The sequence below is a fragment of the Streptomyces sp. rh34 genome, from assembly GCF_002551245.1.
In the GTDB taxonomy this organism is placed as follows: domain Bacteria; phylum Actinomycetota; class Actinomycetes; order Streptomycetales; family Streptomycetaceae; genus Streptomyces.
Genome location: NZ_NTGZ01000155.1, coordinates 1 through 18,321 on the forward strand (window position 1 = coordinate 1; position 18,321 = coordinate 18,321).

13 protein-coding genes and 2 pseudogenes are annotated in these 18,321 nt (G+C 72.4%); 3 read left to right on the forward strand and 12 right to left on the reverse strand.

All coding sequences use genetic code 11. The annotated features are described in order from the left end of the window. Both CR470_RS24795 and CR470_RS24800 read left to right on the forward strand, forming a co-directional pair. Nucleotides 1-862, forward strand: a pseudogene (locus CR470_RS24795) (LiaF domain-containing protein); the annotation flags it as partial. Beyond that, entirely contained in the window at nucleotides 849-1,109 is a 261-nt protein-coding gene (locus tag CR470_RS24800) for a hypothetical protein (protein WP_097869751.1), read from the forward strand. The pseudogene CR470_RS24795 and the gene CR470_RS24800, both read left to right, overlap by 14 nt. Here CR470_RS24800 and CR470_RS24805 read toward each other — a convergent pair. From CR470_RS24805 to guaA, 6 genes are all read right to left on the reverse strand, one after another. Continuing rightward, nucleotides 1,019-1,525, reverse strand: a complete 507-nt coding sequence (locus CR470_RS24805) for a DoxX family protein (RefSeq protein ID WP_097869752.1) — start codon at nucleotides 1,523-1,525, stop codon at nucleotides 1,019-1,021. The two genes, CR470_RS24800 and CR470_RS24805, sit on opposite strands and share 91 nt — an antisense overlap. A gap of 118 nt (nucleotides 1,526-1,643) precedes the next feature. Then, the gene (locus tag CR470_RS24810; RefSeq protein WP_097869753.1) at nucleotides 1,644-2,912 is read right to left on the reverse strand and encodes a hypothetical protein; all 1,269 of its coding nucleotides are present in this window, start codon (nucleotides 2,910-2,912) and stop codon (nucleotides 1,644-1,646) included. 113 nt (nucleotides 2,913-3,025) lie between these two features. Further along, complete coding sequence (locus tag CR470_RS24815) at nucleotides 3,026-3,814, reverse strand: class II aldolase/adducin family protein (RefSeq protein WP_097869754.1); 789 nt, start codon at nucleotides 3,812-3,814, stop codon at nucleotides 3,026-3,028. A gap of 101 nt (nucleotides 3,815-3,915) precedes the next feature. Next, the gene (locus CR470_RS24820) at nucleotides 3,916-4,671 is read right to left on the reverse strand and encodes an SAM-dependent methyltransferase (protein ID WP_097869755.1); all 756 of its coding nucleotides are present in this window, start codon (nucleotides 4,669-4,671) and stop codon (nucleotides 3,916-3,918) included. A 44-nt stretch (nucleotides 4,672-4,715) separates the two neighbouring features. Beyond that, on the reverse strand, nucleotides 4,716-5,327 hold the full coding sequence (locus CR470_RS24825) for a Uma2 family endonuclease (protein WP_097869763.1): 612 nt from the start codon (nucleotides 5,325-5,327) through the stop codon (nucleotides 4,716-4,718). Between the two features lie 138 nt (nucleotides 5,328-5,465). Then, on the reverse strand, nucleotides 5,466-7,055 hold the full coding sequence (gene guaA, locus CR470_RS24830; RefSeq protein ID WP_097869756.1) for a glutamine-hydrolyzing GMP synthase: 1,590 nt from the start codon (nucleotides 7,053-7,055) through the stop codon (nucleotides 5,466-5,468). A gap of 354 nt (nucleotides 7,056-7,409) precedes the next feature. On the opposite strand from guaA, the gene CR470_RS24835 reads away from it, so the two are divergent. Next, nucleotides 7,410-7,718, forward strand: a complete 309-nt coding sequence (locus CR470_RS24835) for a chorismate mutase (protein WP_097869757.1) — start codon at nucleotides 7,410-7,412, stop codon at nucleotides 7,716-7,718. Between the two features lie 361 nt (nucleotides 7,719-8,079). Here the strand turns inward: CR470_RS24835 and CR470_RS24840 are convergent, their stop codons facing one another. The 6 genes and pseudogenes from CR470_RS24840 to CR470_RS24865 form a co-directional block, all read right to left on the reverse strand. Beyond that, nucleotides 8,080-9,840 carry a peptidase gene (locus tag CR470_RS24840; RefSeq protein ID WP_097869758.1) on the reverse strand — a complete coding sequence of 587 codons (1,761 nt, stop codon included), beginning with the start codon at nucleotides 9,838-9,840 and terminating at the stop codon, nucleotides 8,080-8,082. A gap of 94 nt (nucleotides 9,841-9,934) precedes the next feature. Beyond that, a complete protein-coding gene (locus tag CR470_RS24845; RefSeq protein ID WP_097869759.1) occupies nucleotides 9,935-11,830 on the reverse strand; it encodes a GMC oxidoreductase in 1,896 nt (631 codons plus the stop codon). 60 nt (nucleotides 11,831-11,890) lie between these two features. Further along, nucleotides 11,891-13,507 (reverse strand): succinic semialdehyde dehydrogenase, encoded by a 1,617-nt coding sequence (locus tag CR470_RS24850; RefSeq protein ID WP_097869760.1) that lies wholly within the window; start codon nucleotides 13,505-13,507, stop codon nucleotides 11,891-11,893. A 173-nt stretch (nucleotides 13,508-13,680) separates the two neighbouring features. Further along, nucleotides 13,681-15,345: a serine/threonine-protein kinase gene (locus tag CR470_RS24855; RefSeq protein ID WP_097869761.1), complete on the reverse strand. Its 1,665-nt coding sequence runs from the start codon at nucleotides 15,343-15,345 to the stop codon at nucleotides 13,681-13,683. A gap of 116 nt (nucleotides 15,346-15,461) precedes the next feature. Then, nucleotides 15,462-17,201 (reverse strand): serine/threonine-protein kinase, encoded by a 1,740-nt coding sequence (locus tag CR470_RS24860; RefSeq protein ID WP_097869762.1) that lies wholly within the window; start codon nucleotides 17,199-17,201, stop codon nucleotides 15,462-15,464. A gap of 207 nt (nucleotides 17,202-17,408) precedes the next feature. Beyond that, nucleotides 17,409-18,321 (reverse strand): annotated as a pseudogene (locus CR470_RS24865) (protein kinase); the annotation flags it as partial.

Sequence of the window (18,321 nt, forward strand, 5' to 3'; positions counted from 1 at the left end):
CACCGGCGGGCTCGGCGCGCCGCCGGAGGTGAAGGCCCCGCCGACGCCGGGCAGGCCGTCGTGGTGGCGGGACCCGATCGTCAAGGACGGGACCACGGGGCCGGTCGGTCCCGGCTATCTGTGGGGTCCGCCGGACACGGACGTCGGCGCGGCGCACGCCGGGGCGAAGGCCGGGCGGCCCGGTCCGGACGCCCCGTTCCTGACGCCTCGGCCGTCGCCCGTGGAGCGCGGGCCGCGCTCCATCGGCGGTCCGGTCTTCCTGACGGCGCTGGTGGCGGGCGGTCTGGGCACCGGGCTGAGCTGGGAGCAGCAGCCGCTGGGCACCGCCCTCCAGATCGGCCTGGTCGCCGCCCTCGCGGTGTTCGGGCTCGGCCTGCTGATCGCCTCGGTGCTGGGGCGGACCGGGTTCGGCACGGTCCTGATGGCGATGATCACGGCGGGCCTGCTGGCGGGCGCGGCGGTGCTGCCGAAGGACATCGACACGTCGTGGGCCCGCCAGGAGTGGCGGCCCGCCTCGGTGGCCGCCGTGCAGCCGCGGTACGAACTGAGCACGGGCGACGCCCGGCTGGACCTGTCCGGACTGAAGGTGCCCGAGGGCGAGACCGTGCGCACGGGGCTCGACGTGGCGGCGGGGCGGGCGGCCGTCGTCGTCCCGGAGAACGTGACGGTGAAGGTGCGCGCCGAGGCGGGTCTCGGGGAGATCCGCCTGGAGGAGGGGCAGCGGGTCCAGGTCCGGATCAACAGTGACGAGGCGAAGCAGCGGACGCTGCCGCCACCCGCGGGCACGAAGCCCGCCGGAACGATCGAACTGGTGCTGGAAGTCGGCATCGGACAGGTGGAGGTCACTCGTGCTGCGTCATGAATTCCGGCCCGGCCGCGCGGTGGCGGGCCTGGCGATGCTGGGCCTGGCCGGCGGGTACGCGGCCGACGCCGCCGGCGCCTGGGAGGTTCCGTGGACGTTCTTCCTGCCGCTGTTCCTCGGCGGACTGTGGCTGGCCGCGACGGTGACGTGGGCCGCCTACATGCTGCGGCGGCGCGCGGCGAGGAAGGCGTCGGCGGAGAACACGGTGGCGCCCGCGAGCACCAGCGGCAGCCACGCCATCAGGTAGGGCAGGTCGTTGCCGTAGTAGTACGGGGTGGCCTGCCAGCTCACGGTCAGCCAGAGGCTCAGTGAGATCAACGCGCCGCCGAGCGCCGCCAGCCGGGCCCAGAGCCCGACGAGGGTGCCGAGTCCGACGAGGAGCTCCCCGATCGCGATGGCGTGGCCGAAGCCCTCGGGGCTCTTCAGCGCCAGGTCGACGAGGGCGGGGATCGCGGAGGAGTCGCGCACCCCGCGCATCATCTCGCCGATGGAGCCGGTGCCGGTCGCGGACAGGAACGCGCTGTCCGTGAGCTTGTCGAGACCCGCGTAGACGAAGGTGACGCCGAGGAAGATCCGCAGTGGCAGCAGGGCGTAGGTGCCCGCCTGCTCCCTCAGCGTCCTGCGCTCGCCCAGACCGTACGATCCGCCGCCGTAACCGTTCATCACCGCTGCCCCACTTCCCGAAGTCCCGTCACCTCGACCATACGTACGCCCTGGGCGCGCTGCTCACCAGGGCTGGGACGTGATCGGTGGCTGAAATTGGCGGGGGTGCGGGTGACGGTCAGTCCGTGACGTCGATCGGGCAGCGGTTGGTCTCCACCCCGGCGGCGGTGACGACCTGGACGTCCACGGTCCCCGGCTCGACCTCGACCGGGACGGGCACGGTCAGGACGGTGTCGGTCGGGTTGGCGAAGCCTCCGTCGACCGGGATCAGGGGGACGTGGACATGGACGGTGCCGATCCGTACGACGAGCCGGGCCAGCCGGTCGGGGCTGCCCGCGCCGGGCGGTACGAAGCCCGCACCCCGGATCTCGATGTCGTCGCCGGTCCGGATCGGGGCGTCCAGGTCCCCGGCCTCCCGGGCCCGCACGACGGACAGCACGACGGGCCGGCCGCCCTCCGCGTACTTCCCGGCGAAGTAGGTCGCCGCCGAGACCGCCACCAGCAGCGCGAGCCCCCACGGCAGGTCGGGCAACTGCTCGGGGCGGCGGGCCAGGCGGACCGCGGCGAACAGCACGGCGACGGCGCTGACCAGCACGTACTGCACATCGGTGAAGGAGCCGCGCCCCGAGTCGTCGGTGAGCAGGTCGGCGGCGCGCGGCCGGTCCGCGCGCAGCTTCTGGAGCCGCTGGCCCAGCACCCGTACGGTCACCACGCGCCGCACGACGACGGCGACCGCGCACACCAGCGCCAGCACGGCCACGACCCCGGCGGAGCGCACGAGGTCGAGCCCCTCGATCAGCGCGTCCCTTTCCTCCGGGTCGGAGGCCCCCGCCAGCTGGAGGGCGAGAACGAGAACGGCGAAGACCACCAGCAGCACCCAGGACCCGGCGACCGTACGGGAGGTGGAGAGCCGGTTGTCCTCCCCGATCAGCGGAGCGAGGAGGCCGCCCCGGGCCCGGTGGAAGCGGGCGGCGGCGGTGAGCAGCCCGGCCGTGAGGAGGGCGGCGATCAGCCCGGCGGTACGGGCGGTGGACCAGCCGGCCCCGATCGCGGTGAGGCTCGCGCCGACGAGGAGAGCCCCGGCCGCACCCCAGACGGCGAACAGCGTCCCCCGCCAGACGTGGTGGAGCCAGGCGTCACCGGCTTCCCGGGCCCGTTCGGCGACGGTGCGGGCGGACCCGGTCAGCTCGTCGGAGACCCACTGCCGGGACGCGGACGGCGACTGGGCGACCCCGGCGGGGAGCCCCTTGCCCGCGGCCAGTTCGTCCCGTTTGGCCAGGAACGCGGCGACCGCGCGCCGGTGTCCGCGACGGGCTCCGTGCGGGCAGTCGCCACACGTACAGCCGCCGCTGTGCGTGCCGCTCGTCCTGGATTCGTCCAACGCCACGGAGGATTACGCCCTTTCCCGCCCCGGTACAGCCAACTCACTTGCGATATCAGCGAATTGTGCCGTACCGGGCGGCCGGGTCATGCATCGGGGCGGGCCGGGGGCGGGTGTCGTCAGAACGTTCGAGCGATCCGCTGCCACAGGGGCTGGTAGTTGATCCAGGCCACCAGGTCGCCGCCGAGGTGGTCGCGGGTGGTGACGGCGTCCCGGTGCGAGATGAGCACGGGCTTCCCGGCGGCCCGCGCCAGCAGCTGCACCTGGCAGGCGCGCTCCATCGTGAGGAACCACCAGGCCGCCGCGTCCACCGAGCCGCCGACGGTCAGCAGCCCGTGGTTGCGCAGGATCACCGCCTTGTGCGGCCCGAGCGCGGCGGCGATCCGCCGCCCCTCGTCCTCGTCCACGACGACCCCGGAGTAGGCGTCGTACAGCGCGTGGTCCTCGTAGAAGGCGCAGGACTCCTGGGTGATCGGCTCGATCGCCTCCCCGAGCGCGGCGAGCGCCCGCCCGTGCGTGGAGTGGGTGTGCGCGACGGCCACGGTGTCCGGGCGGGCCCGGTGCACCGCCGCGTGCACGGCGAAGGCCGCCTGGTTGACGTGGAAGCGGCCCCGGACCACCTGGCCGTCGCCGTTGACGAGGATCAGGTCCTGCGGGGCTATGTCGGCGAAGGGCGCGCCGAACGGGTTGACCCAGAAGCAGTCCGCCAGCTCGGGGTCGCGGGCGCTGATGTGCCCGGAGACCCCGTCCTCGTACCCGAGCTGCCCGAACAGCCGCAGCGCGCCCGCCAGCCGCTCCCTGCGGTAGGCGCGTTCCTCGTCCGGTGAGGCGTGCACGGGCGGCATCGCGAACTGGAGCTGTTCGACGGGGATCGGGGCGGGGGCGGGCACGGCGACCGGCTCGGACATGGCGGCTCCTCGGGTTCCCAGGGCGTACGGGACCGGAAGCTACCGCCGGGTGGGTCCGGTGACCAGAGGCGTGACGCCCCCGGGCGGGGTCAGGTGCCGCGTCAGGTGCTGAGCACCAGATAGGCGAGCGTGAGATACGAGCGGTAGCCGCCGTAGTAGCCGGTTCGGCGGGCGTCGACCTCGGCCGTCACCTCGGCGTGCAGCGGATGGTCCGGGTGCTCCAGTGCCCAGCGCTGCCCACGGCCGATCGGCCCCTCGGACTCGAAGAGGTCCCATTCGCGCTCGTCGGCGACGGTGACCTGGAGCGCGCGCAGCCCGACGGACTCCGCCAGCCGGATCAGCTCCAGCAGCGACCCGAAGTCCCCGGGCTCGGCCCCGACGCCCTCCAGCGCGGCGGGGGTCGGCTCCTTCAGCCAGATCCCCTCGCCGAACAGGACCCGTCCGCCGGGGCGCACGGTGGCGGCGAGGGCGGTGAGGGCTTCGAGGGTGGTGCCGGGCCAGGCGTGCGAGGAGCCGATGGAGACGGCGAGGTCGTAACCGTCCTCGGTCCACTCGGCGGCGGGCACCTCGTGGAACCGCACGCGGTCACCGAGCCCCCGCTGCTCGGCGAGCTTCCGCCCGCGCGCGACGGCGTCGGGGTCGGTCTCGACACCGTCCCCGGCGGCCCCGGGCGCGGCCTCGACGAGCCGCATCAGCAACTCGCCCCAGCCGGAGCCGAGGTCGACGATCCGCGATCCGGGAGCGGGGGCGCAGGCGGCGATCAGCCGGGCCGCGTGCTCCTCGGAGAGCGGGGTGTTCCAGATGAGGCGGTCATTACCGGCGGCGGACACGATGGCGCGGACTTCTTCGGCGGACATGGTGGAGGAGCCTGGCACGGGATGTGGGCCCGTGCCAGTGGTTTCTAGGGGCGGCCTCGGCGGTAGATCTCCGTGAGGTCGACGTCGATGGGGAACGGGACGTCGAGGTTCATCTTCTTGCGGTGGATTCCGGTGGGCGTGTACGTGTCCGTCGCCGGGTCGAGTTCGTAGACGTAGACGACGGGCAGGTCATCGGGTCCCTGCTCGACCCGCCAGAAATGCCTCACCCCGGCCTCGGCGTACTTGCGCGGTTTCACGCCCCGGTCGCGCTCCTCGGAGTCGGGCGACACGACCTCGACGGCCAGGACGACGTCCTCCGGTGCGTACCACGTCTGGTCGGCGCCGGTGTCCGCCTCGGCCCGATAAACCAGCAGGTCGGGCTCGGGGCGGTTTCTGCGGTCCAGCCTGATGGTCATTTCCCGGTCGACGTCCAGATCCACGGGGACGTGCGTGAGAAGAGCCGATTCCAGCAGCCACATGGCTCGTGTGTGGAACTTAGGCTGCGGACTCATGAAGACGAGACGCCCGTCGATCAGCTCGGTGTGGGGCGGGAGGCCCGGAATCCGGTCGAGGTCGTCCGCCGTCCAGCCGCCCTCCGGCGGGACAGGCCACCGGTTCGGCTGCTGCTCAAGCCCGGGCTCGGGTGCGGCGCTCATCATTGCTCCCATACGCCGAAGTCTCGTCTCTTCACTCAGCGTACCCACCCGATGCGACAATGCCGCCGCCCAAACGAATGAGCGACGGCATCGGCGTTGACCCGGGAGTGCCCTGGGGGACCGCCGGGAGCGGGGAGGTCACTCCCACTCGATGGTCCCCGGGGGCTTGCTGGTCACGTCGAGGACGACACGGTTGACGTCGGCGACCTCGTTGGTGATGCGGGTGGAGATCTTCGCCAGCGTCTCGTACGGCAGCCGCGACCAGTCCGCCGTCATGGCGTCCTCGGAGGAGACCGGGCGCAGCACGATCGGGTGCCCGTAGGTGCGGCCGTCGCCCTGGACGCCGACCGAGCGGACGTCGGCGAGGAGGACCACCGGGCACTGCCAGATGTCACGGTCCAGGCCGGCCGCCGTCAGCTCCTCGCGGGCGATGGCGTCGGCGTCGCGGAGCAGGTCCAGGCGCTCCTTGGTGACCTCGCCGACGATGCGGATGCCGAGGCCGGGGCCGGGGAACGGCTGGCGCTGGACGATCTCCTCGGGGAGGCCCAGCTCCTGGCCGACCATGCGGACCTCGTCCTTGAACAGCTGGCGCAGCGGCTCGACGAGCTGGAACTCGATGTCGTCGGGGAGTCCGCCGACGTTGTGGTGGGACTTGATGTTGGCGGTGCCGGTGCCGCCGCCGGACTCGACGACGTCCGGGTAGAGCGTGCCCTGGACGAGGAAGGCGACCTCCGGTCCCTCCTCCTGGAGGATCTCCAGCTGGGCCTGCTCGAAGACGCGGATGAACTCGCGGCCGATGATCTTCCGCTTCTGCTCCGGGTCGGACACACCGGCCAGGGCGTCGAGGAAGCGCTTCTCCGCGTCGACCACCTTCAGCTTCGCGCCGGTCGCGGCCACGAAGTCCTTCTCGACCTGCTCGGTCTCGCCCTTGCGCATCAGCCCGTGGTCGACGTAGACGCAGGTCAGCTGGGATCCGATGGCCTTCTGGACGAGTGCCGCGGCGACCGCGGAGTCCACACCGCCGGAGAGGCCGCAGATGGCGCGCTTGTCACCGACCTGCTCGCGGATGAGCGCGATCTGCTCCTCGACCACGTTGGTCGTGGTCCAGTTCGGCTCGATACCCGCACCGCGGTAGAGGAAGTGCTCCAGGACCTGCTGGCCGTGGGTGGAGTGCATGACCTCCGGGTGGTACTGGACGCCGTAGAGCTTCTTCTCGTCGTTCTCGAAGGCGGCGACCGGTACGACGTCGGTGGACGCGGTGACGGTGAAGCCCTCGGGGGCCGCCGAGCAGGCGTCGCCGTGCGACATCCACACCGGCTGCTCGGTGGGCGTGCCCTCGAAGAGCGTCGAGCCCGCCTTGGTGACGTGCAGCGGGGTCCGGCCGTACTCACGGGCGCCGTTGTCGTCGACCGTGCCGCCGAGCGTGGTGGCCATCAGCTGGAAGCCGTAGCACATGCCGAAGACGGGGACCCCGGCCTCGAAGAGCGCGCGGTCCAGGGAGGGCGCGCCCTCCGCGTACACCGACGAGGGGCCGCCGGAGAGGATGATCGCGCGCGGGTTCTTCGCCAGCATCTCGGCCACCGGCATGGTGGACGGGACGATCTCGCTGTAGACCCGGGCCTCACGGACACGGCGGGCGATGAGCTGGGCGTACTGCGCGCCGAAGTCGACGACGAGGACCACGTCGGCCGTGGCGTCGGGGGCGGCGGCGGGGGGTGCTGCTGGCACGGGGCGGCCTTCCGGCGGTGGTGAAGGGGGTCGGTTCTTCCGATTCTACCGGCCGTGCGCGAACCCTCCGCCGGACCGGGGGCAGGGGCCCGCGCCTCATGATCGGTGTACTCGCGTCTCAGAATCCGGGCCCCGTTTTGTGGGCCCCGCCGGGGCGGGTCCATACTGTCCCCCATGCGTCAGCACACGATCTTCGTCTTTACCTATGGCATCCGGCCCGCCGGCTGCCATGGTCGTGCTGCTTGAGCTACTGACAAGCAACGTTCCAGGCGCCCCGGGCCGACAGGCCCGGGGCGTCTCGCGTATCCGGGTCCATCGCTCCGGGGGGCCGCCACCCCATCGGGAGTCACCACCATGAGCAGCATCACCGGCGCCACCGCCGTCACCCCCGCCGAGCGGACCGGCGCACGCACCGACGAGGCCGCCGCCCTCATCGGCGGCGCCCGGGAGCGCATCGACGCCCTCGACGACCGGATCATCGGCCTCGTCCAGGAACGGATGGCCGTCTCGGCGGTGATCCAGGAGGCCCGGATCACCTCCGGCGGCCGGCGGGTCAACCTCTCCCGGGAGACGGCCGTGCTCGGCCACTACAGGGACGCGCTGGGCAAGCCGGGCACCGCTCTGGCCATGACGCTCCTGGAGCTGTGCCGCGGCCGGGTGTGAGACGTGTGCGACCTGGTGAGCGGTGCGCGGACGGAACGGTTCTCCGCCTGCGGCACCCGGCCGTATCTGCGTTCGGGCCCCGCCTCACCCGTACGGCGCGTGACCAGGAGCGCGGTGCCTTCGTTGATTCTGATGTCCGTGCCAACCAGGGGCGGCATCGGTAGGAAACCACGCGTGGCTCCGCCGGGACGTGTGACGTACCGCAGGTGCGTCGTGGGACCACATCCTGGCGTCAAGTGACCGGTCCGCAGGGGACAGCAGCCCGGTCACCCCATTGCGGCCGAACCCGGGGACGCCCGGGTCGGCCGCATCGGAACGTTCGGGCGGAGGCCCTGTTCCCCCCTCCGCCGTCGGTCAGGCGTCAGGCGTGCTGCGCGGCAGCCCGTCGCCGTGCCGCCATGAACAGCAGCAGGCCCACCGCCAGCGCCCCGGCCGCCGTGCCCGAGGCGATCAGGGCGATCGAACCCGTCGAGGCCAGGCCGCCCCCGCCGCCGGAGCCGCCGGTCGTACCCGCCGACCCTCCGTCGGAGGTCGTGGACGCCGAGGGCCCGGGTGTGCCGGACGGGCTCTCCTCCGGGTCCGGGGCCGAGGTCGGCGGGGTGGACGGTTCGCCGGAGCCGCCGTCCGTCGTGCCGCCGGAGTCCGAGCCGCCGCCCTCGCCGTTCAGGACCAGAAACGCGGTGTTGTTGGCCGGCTTCGGGTCGAACGGCAGCATCGGGTTCTGCAGCCAGGTGTTGCGTACGGTCACCTCGCCGCTCGCGCCGATCAGAGCCTTGTCGATCCGCAGCTCGAAGGGCAGGTCGAGGCCCTCGCCGTCCCGCACGGTCATCGAGGTGTCGCAGACGTAGCGCGGTGCGGGACTCTTCTGGTCCTCGCGGTACTTCCCGTCGGCGGTCACCGCGCGGCAGCGGTCCGGCTTCGCGGTGACCGACGCGCCCTGCGGGACGGTGAAGTCGACGGTGGCGACGTCCTCGCCGGAGCGGATGTAGCCGATCCACGCCGGGCCCTCGTTACGGAAGCCGATGTCGGCCTTCACCGTGGTCCCGGCGGCCCCGGATGCCTCGTCGCCGTACGCCACGAAGTCGGCCGTGTTCTTCGTACGGAAGTCGGCCTCCTGCTGGTTGTCGTACGGATTCAGGTCCCCGCCCCGGGCGGTCGCGCCCTTCCGGGGAGCCTTCGCCGGAACCGCCTTCAGCACGGGGCCCGCGCCCCGCGCGAAGGAGGCGCCCGCACGCTGGGCGGTGCGCTGGGCGGCACCGTCCTCGTGGATGCGGTAGACGAAGGTGTCGTAGAAGGCGCGGGTCGTGGCCTCGATGGTCAGCGGGGTCGCCAGGGTGTACGTCGCACCCGCCTCGAAGGAGCCCTCGACGGAGCAGAGGGCCGTGGTCCAGCCGATGCCCGGGACATCCGGGTCGTCCACGGTGTACTCGCAGTTGGTGTAGCGCTGCGGAATGTCGAGACCGCGGGAGTACATGAGGGTCAGCAGAACGCCGTCGGCGTCCCGGCTGCCCCGGTTGGTGAAGGTGATCGGAGCCTGCTGCTTGTCGCCCGGGTTCAGCTCCTGGTCGAAGGGGAGCCGCTCCATGACCAGGTCGGGGCCGCCGACCGTGAGCCGGGTGGTGAACGGGGCGAAGGTCACGTCCTCCGCCTCTCCGGTCACCGTGATCGTGCCGGTGTCGCCGTCCTTGCTGCCCTCGGCGGCGGTGACCAGGAGATCGGCGGCGCCCTGGAGGCCCGGCCAGATGCCCCAGTCCTCGCAGACCGCCTTCGTACCGGTGACCTCGCAGTCCGCGCTGCTGGACTCGCCGTCGAACGCCACGTCGGCGACGCCGTCGATACCGCTGAGGTCGAAGGTGAGCGTGAAGTGGCCTCCGTAGCCGCCGTTCTCCTCGTCCTGGGACGGGTTGTTGACGGTGATCCCGACCGTGGCCCCCTTCGGTGCGCCACTCTCCGGGTAGGGGTGCAGACCCGTCTCGGCGGGGCCGCCGAGGGTGAACACCGGGGCATCGGCGGCCTGTGCCGGGGCGGCCGCGCCGGCGAGCGTGGCCGAGGCCAGCAGGCCTGCGGCGGCGAGAGAACCCGCTGCGCGGTGCAGCAAGGTTCTTGGGGAAATGCGTGTCATCGGGGACCTCTGGGACTCGGCAGGAGCTGTGTGACTGCTGTGAGGCAGTACGGGTTCGACCGCGCAGCCCTCCGAACGGTTGCCCAGGAAATGATCACGGATTGGGTACGGGGGTGTTGCCGACGCCCTTCACGTCCGCCCCGGCTTCCGCCGTCCCCTTCGGCGGCACCACGGGGATGCCCAGGAACGGCAGCTTCAGCGCGCCGAACGCCTCCTTCGGCACGGCCGGCGCGAGGGGCTCGACGGGGGTGAGCCGCTCGTAGGCCTCGCCCGGTTCCGGGCGCGGGTCCGCCTCGCCCTTGTTGGGCCAGAAGGACATCGCGCGCTCTGCCTGGGCGGTGATGGTCAGCGAGGGGTTGACGCCGAGGTTGGCGGAGACCGCGGAGCCGTCGACGACGCTGATGCCGGGGTGGCCGTAGAGGCGGTGGTACGGGTCGATGACGCCCTCTTCGGCGCTCGCGCCGATCGGGCAGCCGCCGAGGAAGTGGGCGGTGAGCGGGGTCCCCATCAGTTCGCCGACGTTGGATCCGGCGAAGCCGTTGATCTCCTCGGCGAGCAGGGTGGCGCTACGGGTGGCCTCCGGTATCTGGGTCGGGTTGGGCGCGCCGTGGCCCTGGCGGGCGGTGAGCAGACCCTTGCCGATACCGCCCGGTTTGCGGTATGTCGTCAGGGAGTTGTCCAGCGACTGCATGACCAGGCCGATGATGGTGCGCTCGGACCAGTGGTGGTTGGAGAGCGACCGGGCGGCGAGGGTGGGGTGCTTGAGCATGTTGGCGAGCCAGCCGCGCACCCGGTGGGCCCCGTACGGGACCTGGAGTATCGACATCGCGCCCATGGCGTTGGAGCCCTTGCCGTAGCGGACGGGCTCGATGTGGGTGTTGTCGTCCGGGTGGATCGAGGAGGTGATCGCGACGCCCTGCGAGAAGTCGGCCTTCGCGATGCCGTGCTTCTTGCGGTAGCGGCGGTCGCTGGTCTGGGAGCCCACCAGCGCCTCGGAGTTGGTGCGGGTCAGCTCGCCGAGCCGGGTCGAGAGCCGGGGCAGCAGCCCCCGGTCCTTCATGGTGTGCAGCAGGGTCTGGGTGCCGTACGTGCCCGCCGCGACGACGACCTTGCGGGCGCGCAGCTTCGTCGGCTTCGCCTTGCGGCGGCGGTCGGTGGGGACGGTGAGGACCCGGTAACCACCCTCGGGGTCGTCGGTGACCGCGACGACGGAGGTCATCGGATGGATGACCGCTCCGGCCTTCTCGGCGAGGTGGAGGTAGTTCTCGTTGAGGGTGTTCTTCGCGCCGTGGCGGCAGCCCGTCATGCACTCGCCGCACTCGGTGCAGGCCTTGCGGGCGGGGCCCGCGCCGCCGAAGTACGGGTCGGGGACGGTGGCGCCGGGCCTGGCCTTCGCGGTGCCGTCGGCGTCCTTGCCGTCGCCGAAGAAGACGCCGACCGGGGCCAGGTGGAAGGTGTCGCCGACGCCCATGGCCTGGGCGGCGGCCTTGAGGTGGATGTCGGAGGGGGTCATGGTCGGGTTGAGGCGGACCCCGAGCATGCGGCGGGCCTGGTCGTAGTACGGCTTCAGCTCGTCCTGCCAGTCGGTGATCGAGGCCCACTGGCGGTCCTCGAAGAACGGGGCGGGCGGCACGTACAGCGTGTTGGCGTAGTTGAGCGATCCGCCGCCGACCCCGGCCCCGGCGAGCACCATGACGTTGCCGAGGAGGTGGACGCGCTGGATGCCGAAGAGGCCCAGCGCGGGGGCCCAGAGGTAGTTCCTCAGGTCCCAGGAGGTCTTGGGGAGCGTGCCGGGGGTGAAGCGGCGGCCCGCCTCCAGGATCCCGACCCGGTACCCCTTCTCGGTCAGCCGGAGCGCCGACACCGCTCCCCCGAAGCCCGATCCGACGACCAGGACGTCGTAGTCGTACGCGGCGTCGTCCTCGGCCGGGACGTGGCTCACCGGCGCGGGGCTCACGGCCTGTTTCTGGGCATGGCTGTCCTGGGACATGGCACTCCTCGGAACGAGATCGGTACGAAAAGGGCGAAGTCGCTGCGGCCTCCGGGGCGTTCAGCGCAGCCGGAACGCCTTCATCGCCTTGAGACTGCTGGTCATGAACGCGGCGTACTTCTCGTCGTCCATCCCGAAGGCGGGCGCGAGGGGGATCAGCCGCTGCTGGGCGACGGTCTGGGCCTCGGTGTACTTGAGGATGCCCTCGGAGCCGTGCCGCCGGCCGAGGCCGGACTCCTTCATGCCGCCCATCGGGGACTGGACGCTCCCGTAGGCGGGGGCGTACCCCTCGTTGATGTTGACGGTGCCGGTGCGCAGCCGGGCGGCGACCTGGTGGCCGCGCCGGGAGTCGGTGGTCCAGACGCTGGAGTTGAGGCCGTACGGGGTGGCGTTGGCCAGCGCGATCACCTCGTCCTCGTCGCTGAAGCGGTAGATCGAGACGACCGGGCCGAAGGTCTCCTCCGTGCAGACGGCCATCGGGGCCTCCACCCCGTCGAGGATGGTCGGTTCGTAGAACAGCGGGCCGATGTCGGGGCGGGCGACGCCGCCGGCGACGAGCTTCGCGCCCTTCTCGACGGCCTCGTCGACGTGGCGTGTGACGGTCTCCAGCTGGCGTTCGCCGACGAGGGAGCCCATGTCGGCCCCGTAGGCGAGGGCGCTGCCGAGCCGCATGGCCCTCGTCCGGGTGGCGAAACGCTCCACGAAGTCGTCGGCGACGGACTCGTGGACGTACAGCCGCTCGATGGAGATGCAGAGCTGGCCGGCGGAGGAGAAGCAGGCGCGGACGGCTCCGGCCGCGGCCTTCTCGACGTCGGCGTCCTTGAGCACGAGCATGGCGTTCTTGCCGCCGAGCTCCAGGGAGACGCCGACCAGCCGGGACGCGGCGCCGACGGCGACCTCGCGGCCGGTGCGGGTGGAGCCGGTGAAGGAGACGTAGTCGGCGCGGCTGACGACCTCGGGTCCCACGACGGGTCCCTCGCCGAGGACGACCTGGAAGACCTCGGCGGGCAGTCCGGCCTCGATCAGCAGGTCGCGGGCCCACAGGGCGGTGAGCGCGGTCTCCGTGTCGGGCTTCATCACGACGGCGTTCCCGGAGACGAACGCGGGCAGCGCGTCGCCCACGGAGAGTTCGAGCGGGTAGTTCCAGGGGGCGATCTGGCCGACGACGCCGCGCGGCTGACGCAGTTCGGTGACCTTGGTGAGGGTCGGGACGACGCCGGTGTGGCGGCGGGGCTTGAGGTAGGCGGTGGCCTTGCGCCCGTAGTGGCGGGCGGCGACGGCGACGGCCTGCACCTCCTCGTGGGCGTGCAGGCGGGCCTTGCCGGTCTCCAGCTGGATGAGGTCGAGGACCTCGGACTGGCGGCTGAGGACGAGGTCGTGGAAGCGCAGCAGGACGGCGGCCCGCTGCCGTACGGGGACGGCGGCCCAGACGGGCTGGGCGGCGCGGGCCCGGTCGAAGGCGGTGGCGACGTCCTCGGGGGTGGACTCGGGCAGGTCGGCCAGCTTCTCCCCGGTGAAGGGGGTGTGGTTGGCCGTGCGGCCCGACCCGACGACACCGCGGGTCAGCTGGGCGATCACCTCGAGGGTGACCACGTCGGCGGCGGTACGCACACCGGCGGGGGCGGCCGCCACGGGGTTCGTGCCGAGAGGGGCGTCAGGGGCCTGCGAGTCCGTCATGAGGCCGAGAGTATGTCCAGCCGGAGGCTTTGGGTACCCGTGGGTAACAGTTTTTCACAGGACCCGCCAGCCCCGCCCGACCCCCTCCCCGAACGAGCCAGTGATCGCTGGCGACATAACCGCTGATCAGTGGCTATGCGGCCGACCGCGGTGCGGCGGTCGGCCCGCGACGCTCAGGAGGCGTGAATCTTCAGCCCCTCGGTGACCTCGGTGAAGATCGCGTCGCCGTCCTTCGCCGCCTCCCCCTTGGCGGGCATCCGCACCCGCACGTGCCAGTAGGGGTCGTCCGTCTTCTTGCCCGGGATCAGCAGCTCCCGGTAGCGGTAGCGCACCGGGTCGTCGCCGGACGAGGGGTAGGGGACGAACTCGGTGGTCATCTCGACCGCCTCGCGTCCCTCGTGCGTGGCGTCGTTGTACGCGACGGAGGCCTCCTCCATCCGAGTGGAGCTCTCCGAGCCCTTCTCGTAGAACTCCTTGCGGGCCTTCGGGTCGACGCCGGGGTCGTCGTCGTCCATGCTGTCGTCGCTCTTCGGGTCGCGGTGCCAGAAGGAGATCTCGAAGACCCCGCTGGGGTCCGCGTACCAGACCAGCTCGGCGTCGTCGTCCTCCTGGACCCGCTTGTACTCCTCCGGCACGGCGACGTCCGCCGACAGCACCTCGTTCTCCGGCCGGACCTGCCAGCCCTCGGGCGGCCCGTCGCCCGCGAACGGGTTCAGCAGGATCAGGACGAGCGAGACCGCCACCGCCAGCGCCCCGCCGCCGAGCGCGAACTGGGCGACGCGGTTGCGGTGCAGGACGGGGGGCACCCACTTGCTGCCGCCGCCTGCGCCTGCGGAGACCGTCCCGTACGCGGAGGTCGCCTGCGCCGGGGCCGGGGAGGCCAGCTGCTGGAGTGTCCGGCGGACCTCGGCGGCCGGCGGGCGCGCGGCGGGGTCCTTGCGGAGCAGCTGCATGACGAGCGCGCCGAACGCGCCCGTGCCACGGGCGGGCACCTGCGGCTCGGCGGACAGCACGGCCTGGAGGGTGGCCGGGGTGTGCGAGCGGCGGTACGGGGACATCCCCTCGACCGCCGCGTACAGCACGACACCCAGCGACCACAGGTCCGACTCCGGTCCGGGGCGCTGCCCGAGGACCCGCTCCGGTGAGATGTACTCGGGCGAGCCGACGAACGCGCCGGTCTCGGTGAGCTGCTGTTCGCCCTCGACCTGGGCGATCCCGAAGTCGGTGAGGACGACCCGGTCGCCGGTGCCGAGCATGACGTTGTCCGGCTTGACGTCCCGGTGCAGGATGCCGATCGCGTGGGCGGCCATCAGCGCGTCGAGTACGGCGAGGCCGATCCTGGCCGCCTCGCGGGGGTCCAGGGTGCCTTCCTGGAGGCGGTCGCCGAGCGACGGGCCGCGCACCAGCTCCATGACGATCCACGGCTTGCCGTCCTCGACGGCCACGTCGTGGACGGTCACGACGGAGGGGTGGTCGATCCGGGCGGCGGCCCGCGCCTCGCGCTGCATGCGCTGGTGCACCATGCTGTGCTCGCGCTCGCCGAGGTGTTCCGGCACGCGCGGTTCCTTGACGGCCACCTCACGGTCGACGACCTCGTCGTGGGCCCGCCACACCGTGCCCATACCGCCGTGCCCGAGCCGGGCGAGCAGCCGGTAGCGCCCGCCGATCAGCCGGTTCACCGCACTGTCCGGGGCGCTCGCGCGGACGGTGGGGGACGGAATGTGCGCCGGGGGCGCGGGATGGGGCGCGGAATGCGGCGCGCCGAAACCGCCCGGTGTCTGCGGCGGCTGGATTCCGTAGCTGGTGGGCTGGTTCGCCCATCCCCCGTGATCTGTCATGTCCCCCATCCTGGATCACGCTCCGGGCCCGGTACCAGCGGGGGTGGTCACCGGATGCGGAGCCGTGACCGTTCGGCGACCGGGCCGGAGCATCGGGCGCTCACCGGGCGCCGCGCTCACTGCTGGGGTTTCGGGGCGCTCCAACTGCGCAGCATGATGTCGAACTTCTCGCGGCTGGCCTCCCAGCCCTCCTGCGGGGCCGTCAGGTACAGCGCGTACTCGGGGCCGCCGGGACCGCCGTAGTACATCTGGTCGATCCCGTGCCGGGGCCCCGGGTGGTCCTTGGTCTCGTTCCAGGTGAACTCCCAGAGGGCTCCCGGCCGGTCGCGGAAGGTGTTCTTCTCCATCCCGATCCGCTGATAACCCGGCAGCCGCGCGGCGAGCTGCTCCTCCATGTTCTCCATGTGCAGATACGGATGGCCGAAGTCCGGGGCCGGGTCGACGCTGATGCGGATCCGGTGGGCCCCGCCGTCCGGCGTGTAGTCGATCTGGCCGTCCTGGACCTGTCGTTTCCAGTCCTCCGGCACGATCAGGCTGAACCCCGCCGGGTCGTCGACCCGGTGCCAGCCGTCGGGTATCTCCGGTGTCCCCTCGGAGGAGGAGGCGGGCTCCGGGGAGCTCTGCTCCGCGGACGGTGTGCCGCCGGCGACCGTACCGCCGGCGACGGGACCCGGGGCGTTGGAACCCTCCCCGTACTTCATCGCGAACAGCCCGGCCCCGCCGCCCAGGACGGCGGCGGCGACGACCACGACGAGCACCGTGCGCCACCGGGATCCGGCGCGCCGGGTCACCGGGGCGGAGGCGGAGGCGGGGCCGGTGACCGGGGCGACGGCGTCCGGGCCGGGGGCGGGCGGTCCGGTCGTGGAGAGGGTCGCTCCGGGCAGCCGGGCGGTGGCGCCGTCGGAGCCGTTGGGGCCGCCGGGGCCGTTCGGACCGCCGGGGCCGTTCGCGTCCTGGTAGGCGTACCGGGCGTCCTCGGGGAAGCGCTGGGTCGGCACGTGTGCCTGGGCGGCGCGGGGTTCGCGGCCGTCCATGGCGTCCAGCAGCATCTGCTCGGTCTGCGCGGCCGTCGGCCGGTCGTCCGGGTCCTTGCGGAGCAGCGCGGTGATCACGGCGCCGAGCGGACCGGCGTTGACCGGGGCGGGCGGCTCCTCGGTGACGACGGCCTGCATGGTGGAGATCGGGGACGTGCGGCGGAACGGAGAGGTCCCCTCGACCGCCGTGTACAGCGTCGCGCCCAACGACCAGAGGTCGGAGGCCGGTCCCGGGTCGCCGCCGCGTACCCGTTCCGGGGCCAGGTAGTCGATGGAGCCGACCAGTTCGCCGGTACGGGTGATGGTGGAGTCGCCCTCGATCGCGGCGATCCCGAAATCGGTCAGCAGCACCTGCCCGTCGCGCGCCAGCAGGACGTTGCCCGGCTTGACGTCGCGGTGCAGCACCCCGGCGCTGTGGGCGGCGCGCAGGGCGCTCAGCACGTGCAGCCCGATGCGGGCCGCCTCGCGCGGTGCGACCTCGCCACTCTCCTTGGCGGCGTCGGCGAGCGAGGGCCCGTCGACGTACTGCATGACGATCCAGGGGCGGTTGTCGTACTCGATCACGTCGTGGACGGTGACGACGCCGGGGTGCGTGATGCGCGCCGCCGCCCGGGCCTCCTTCTGCGTCCTGGCGTGCAGGACGAGCCGGTCGGCCTCGGCGACGTACAGCCCGGCGGTCAACTCCTTGACGGCGACCGTGCGGTGCAGCACCTCGTCGTGGGCGCGCCAGACCTTGCCCATGCCACCCCGGCCGAGGACGTCGCCCAGCCGGTAGCGCCCCGCCAGCACCAGTCCCGTGTCCGTGCTCTGTGATCGATCCACGTGATGTCCCCGCCCCGTTCCTCGAATTGCCAGATTACGGAGGCGGAGCGGTGAGGCGGAACCGGGGATCGCCCACGAGACCGCACTGTGATGGTTGTCGGCACCGCACAACACCCTGGGCGGAGCGGTGGCGATGACGTGCGGTCAGGCGGGAACACGTGCGCGCGACCGGACGACGACGTGCGTGCCGCCGGGTGTGACCGGTGGTCAGGTGACCCGGTACGAGGCGATGGCCTGCTGGTAGATCTCGGTGACCTTGTCCCGGCCGCTCTCGGGCCCGATGACCTGGATGACGTGGTACCTGCCGTCGACGATCATGGCGAGATTACGGACGAACACCTCGCGCCCGCCGGTCTCCTGCCAGGTGAACTGCCCCTCGGCCATGGCCTGCCGGCCGACGTCGACCCGGCGCAGTCCGGACGAGGAGGACCAGCTGGAGTCCCGGAACGGCTGGAGCTCGGGCTCCTTGTCCCGCTGGTAGGCCAGCGGATCGCCGCCCCCCGCCTTGACCGTGTCCCGGCCGGGCACCACGAGGAGGGTGAACCCGTCGCTGCCGTAACGGATCTGCCGGTCCGCGTTGGCGGGGCTGCGCTGCCAGTCCTTCGGTACGCCGACCTCGAAGCCCTCCGCGTCCTCGCGGAGCGCGTAGCCGGGGGCGAGCGCGATGGCCGAGCGGCTCGTCTGCGGCTGCTGGGAGCCGGGATCGGCGGACCCGTCCGCCGAGGCGGGCGGCTCGGGCTCCCCCGAGGCGGCGGGCGGTGCGGCGGACCCGGTGGGCGAGGACGCCGGGGCTCCGCCGTCCTCGCCCGACTCCTGCTTCGGCAGGAACATCACCGCGTACGCGACGGCGGCGGCCATCAGCAGCAGGATGAGGACGAGCAGCAGCCGGCCCAGACTGCGCGGGGAGGAGGACTTCTCGCCCCGGCGGGGCGGTTCCCGCAGTACACGGGGGCCCTTGGGCGCACGCGGTGCGCGGGCCGGGCGCTCCTCCTCCCAGGTCTCCACGGGCATGCGCACGGACCGGTCGGGCGGCAGCAGCGAGTCCTGCCGGTCCCGCTGTTTGCCGCCGCCGCGCTGTTTCGGCGGCTGCGGGCGCTTCCCCTGGCGGTGTCTGCCGTGC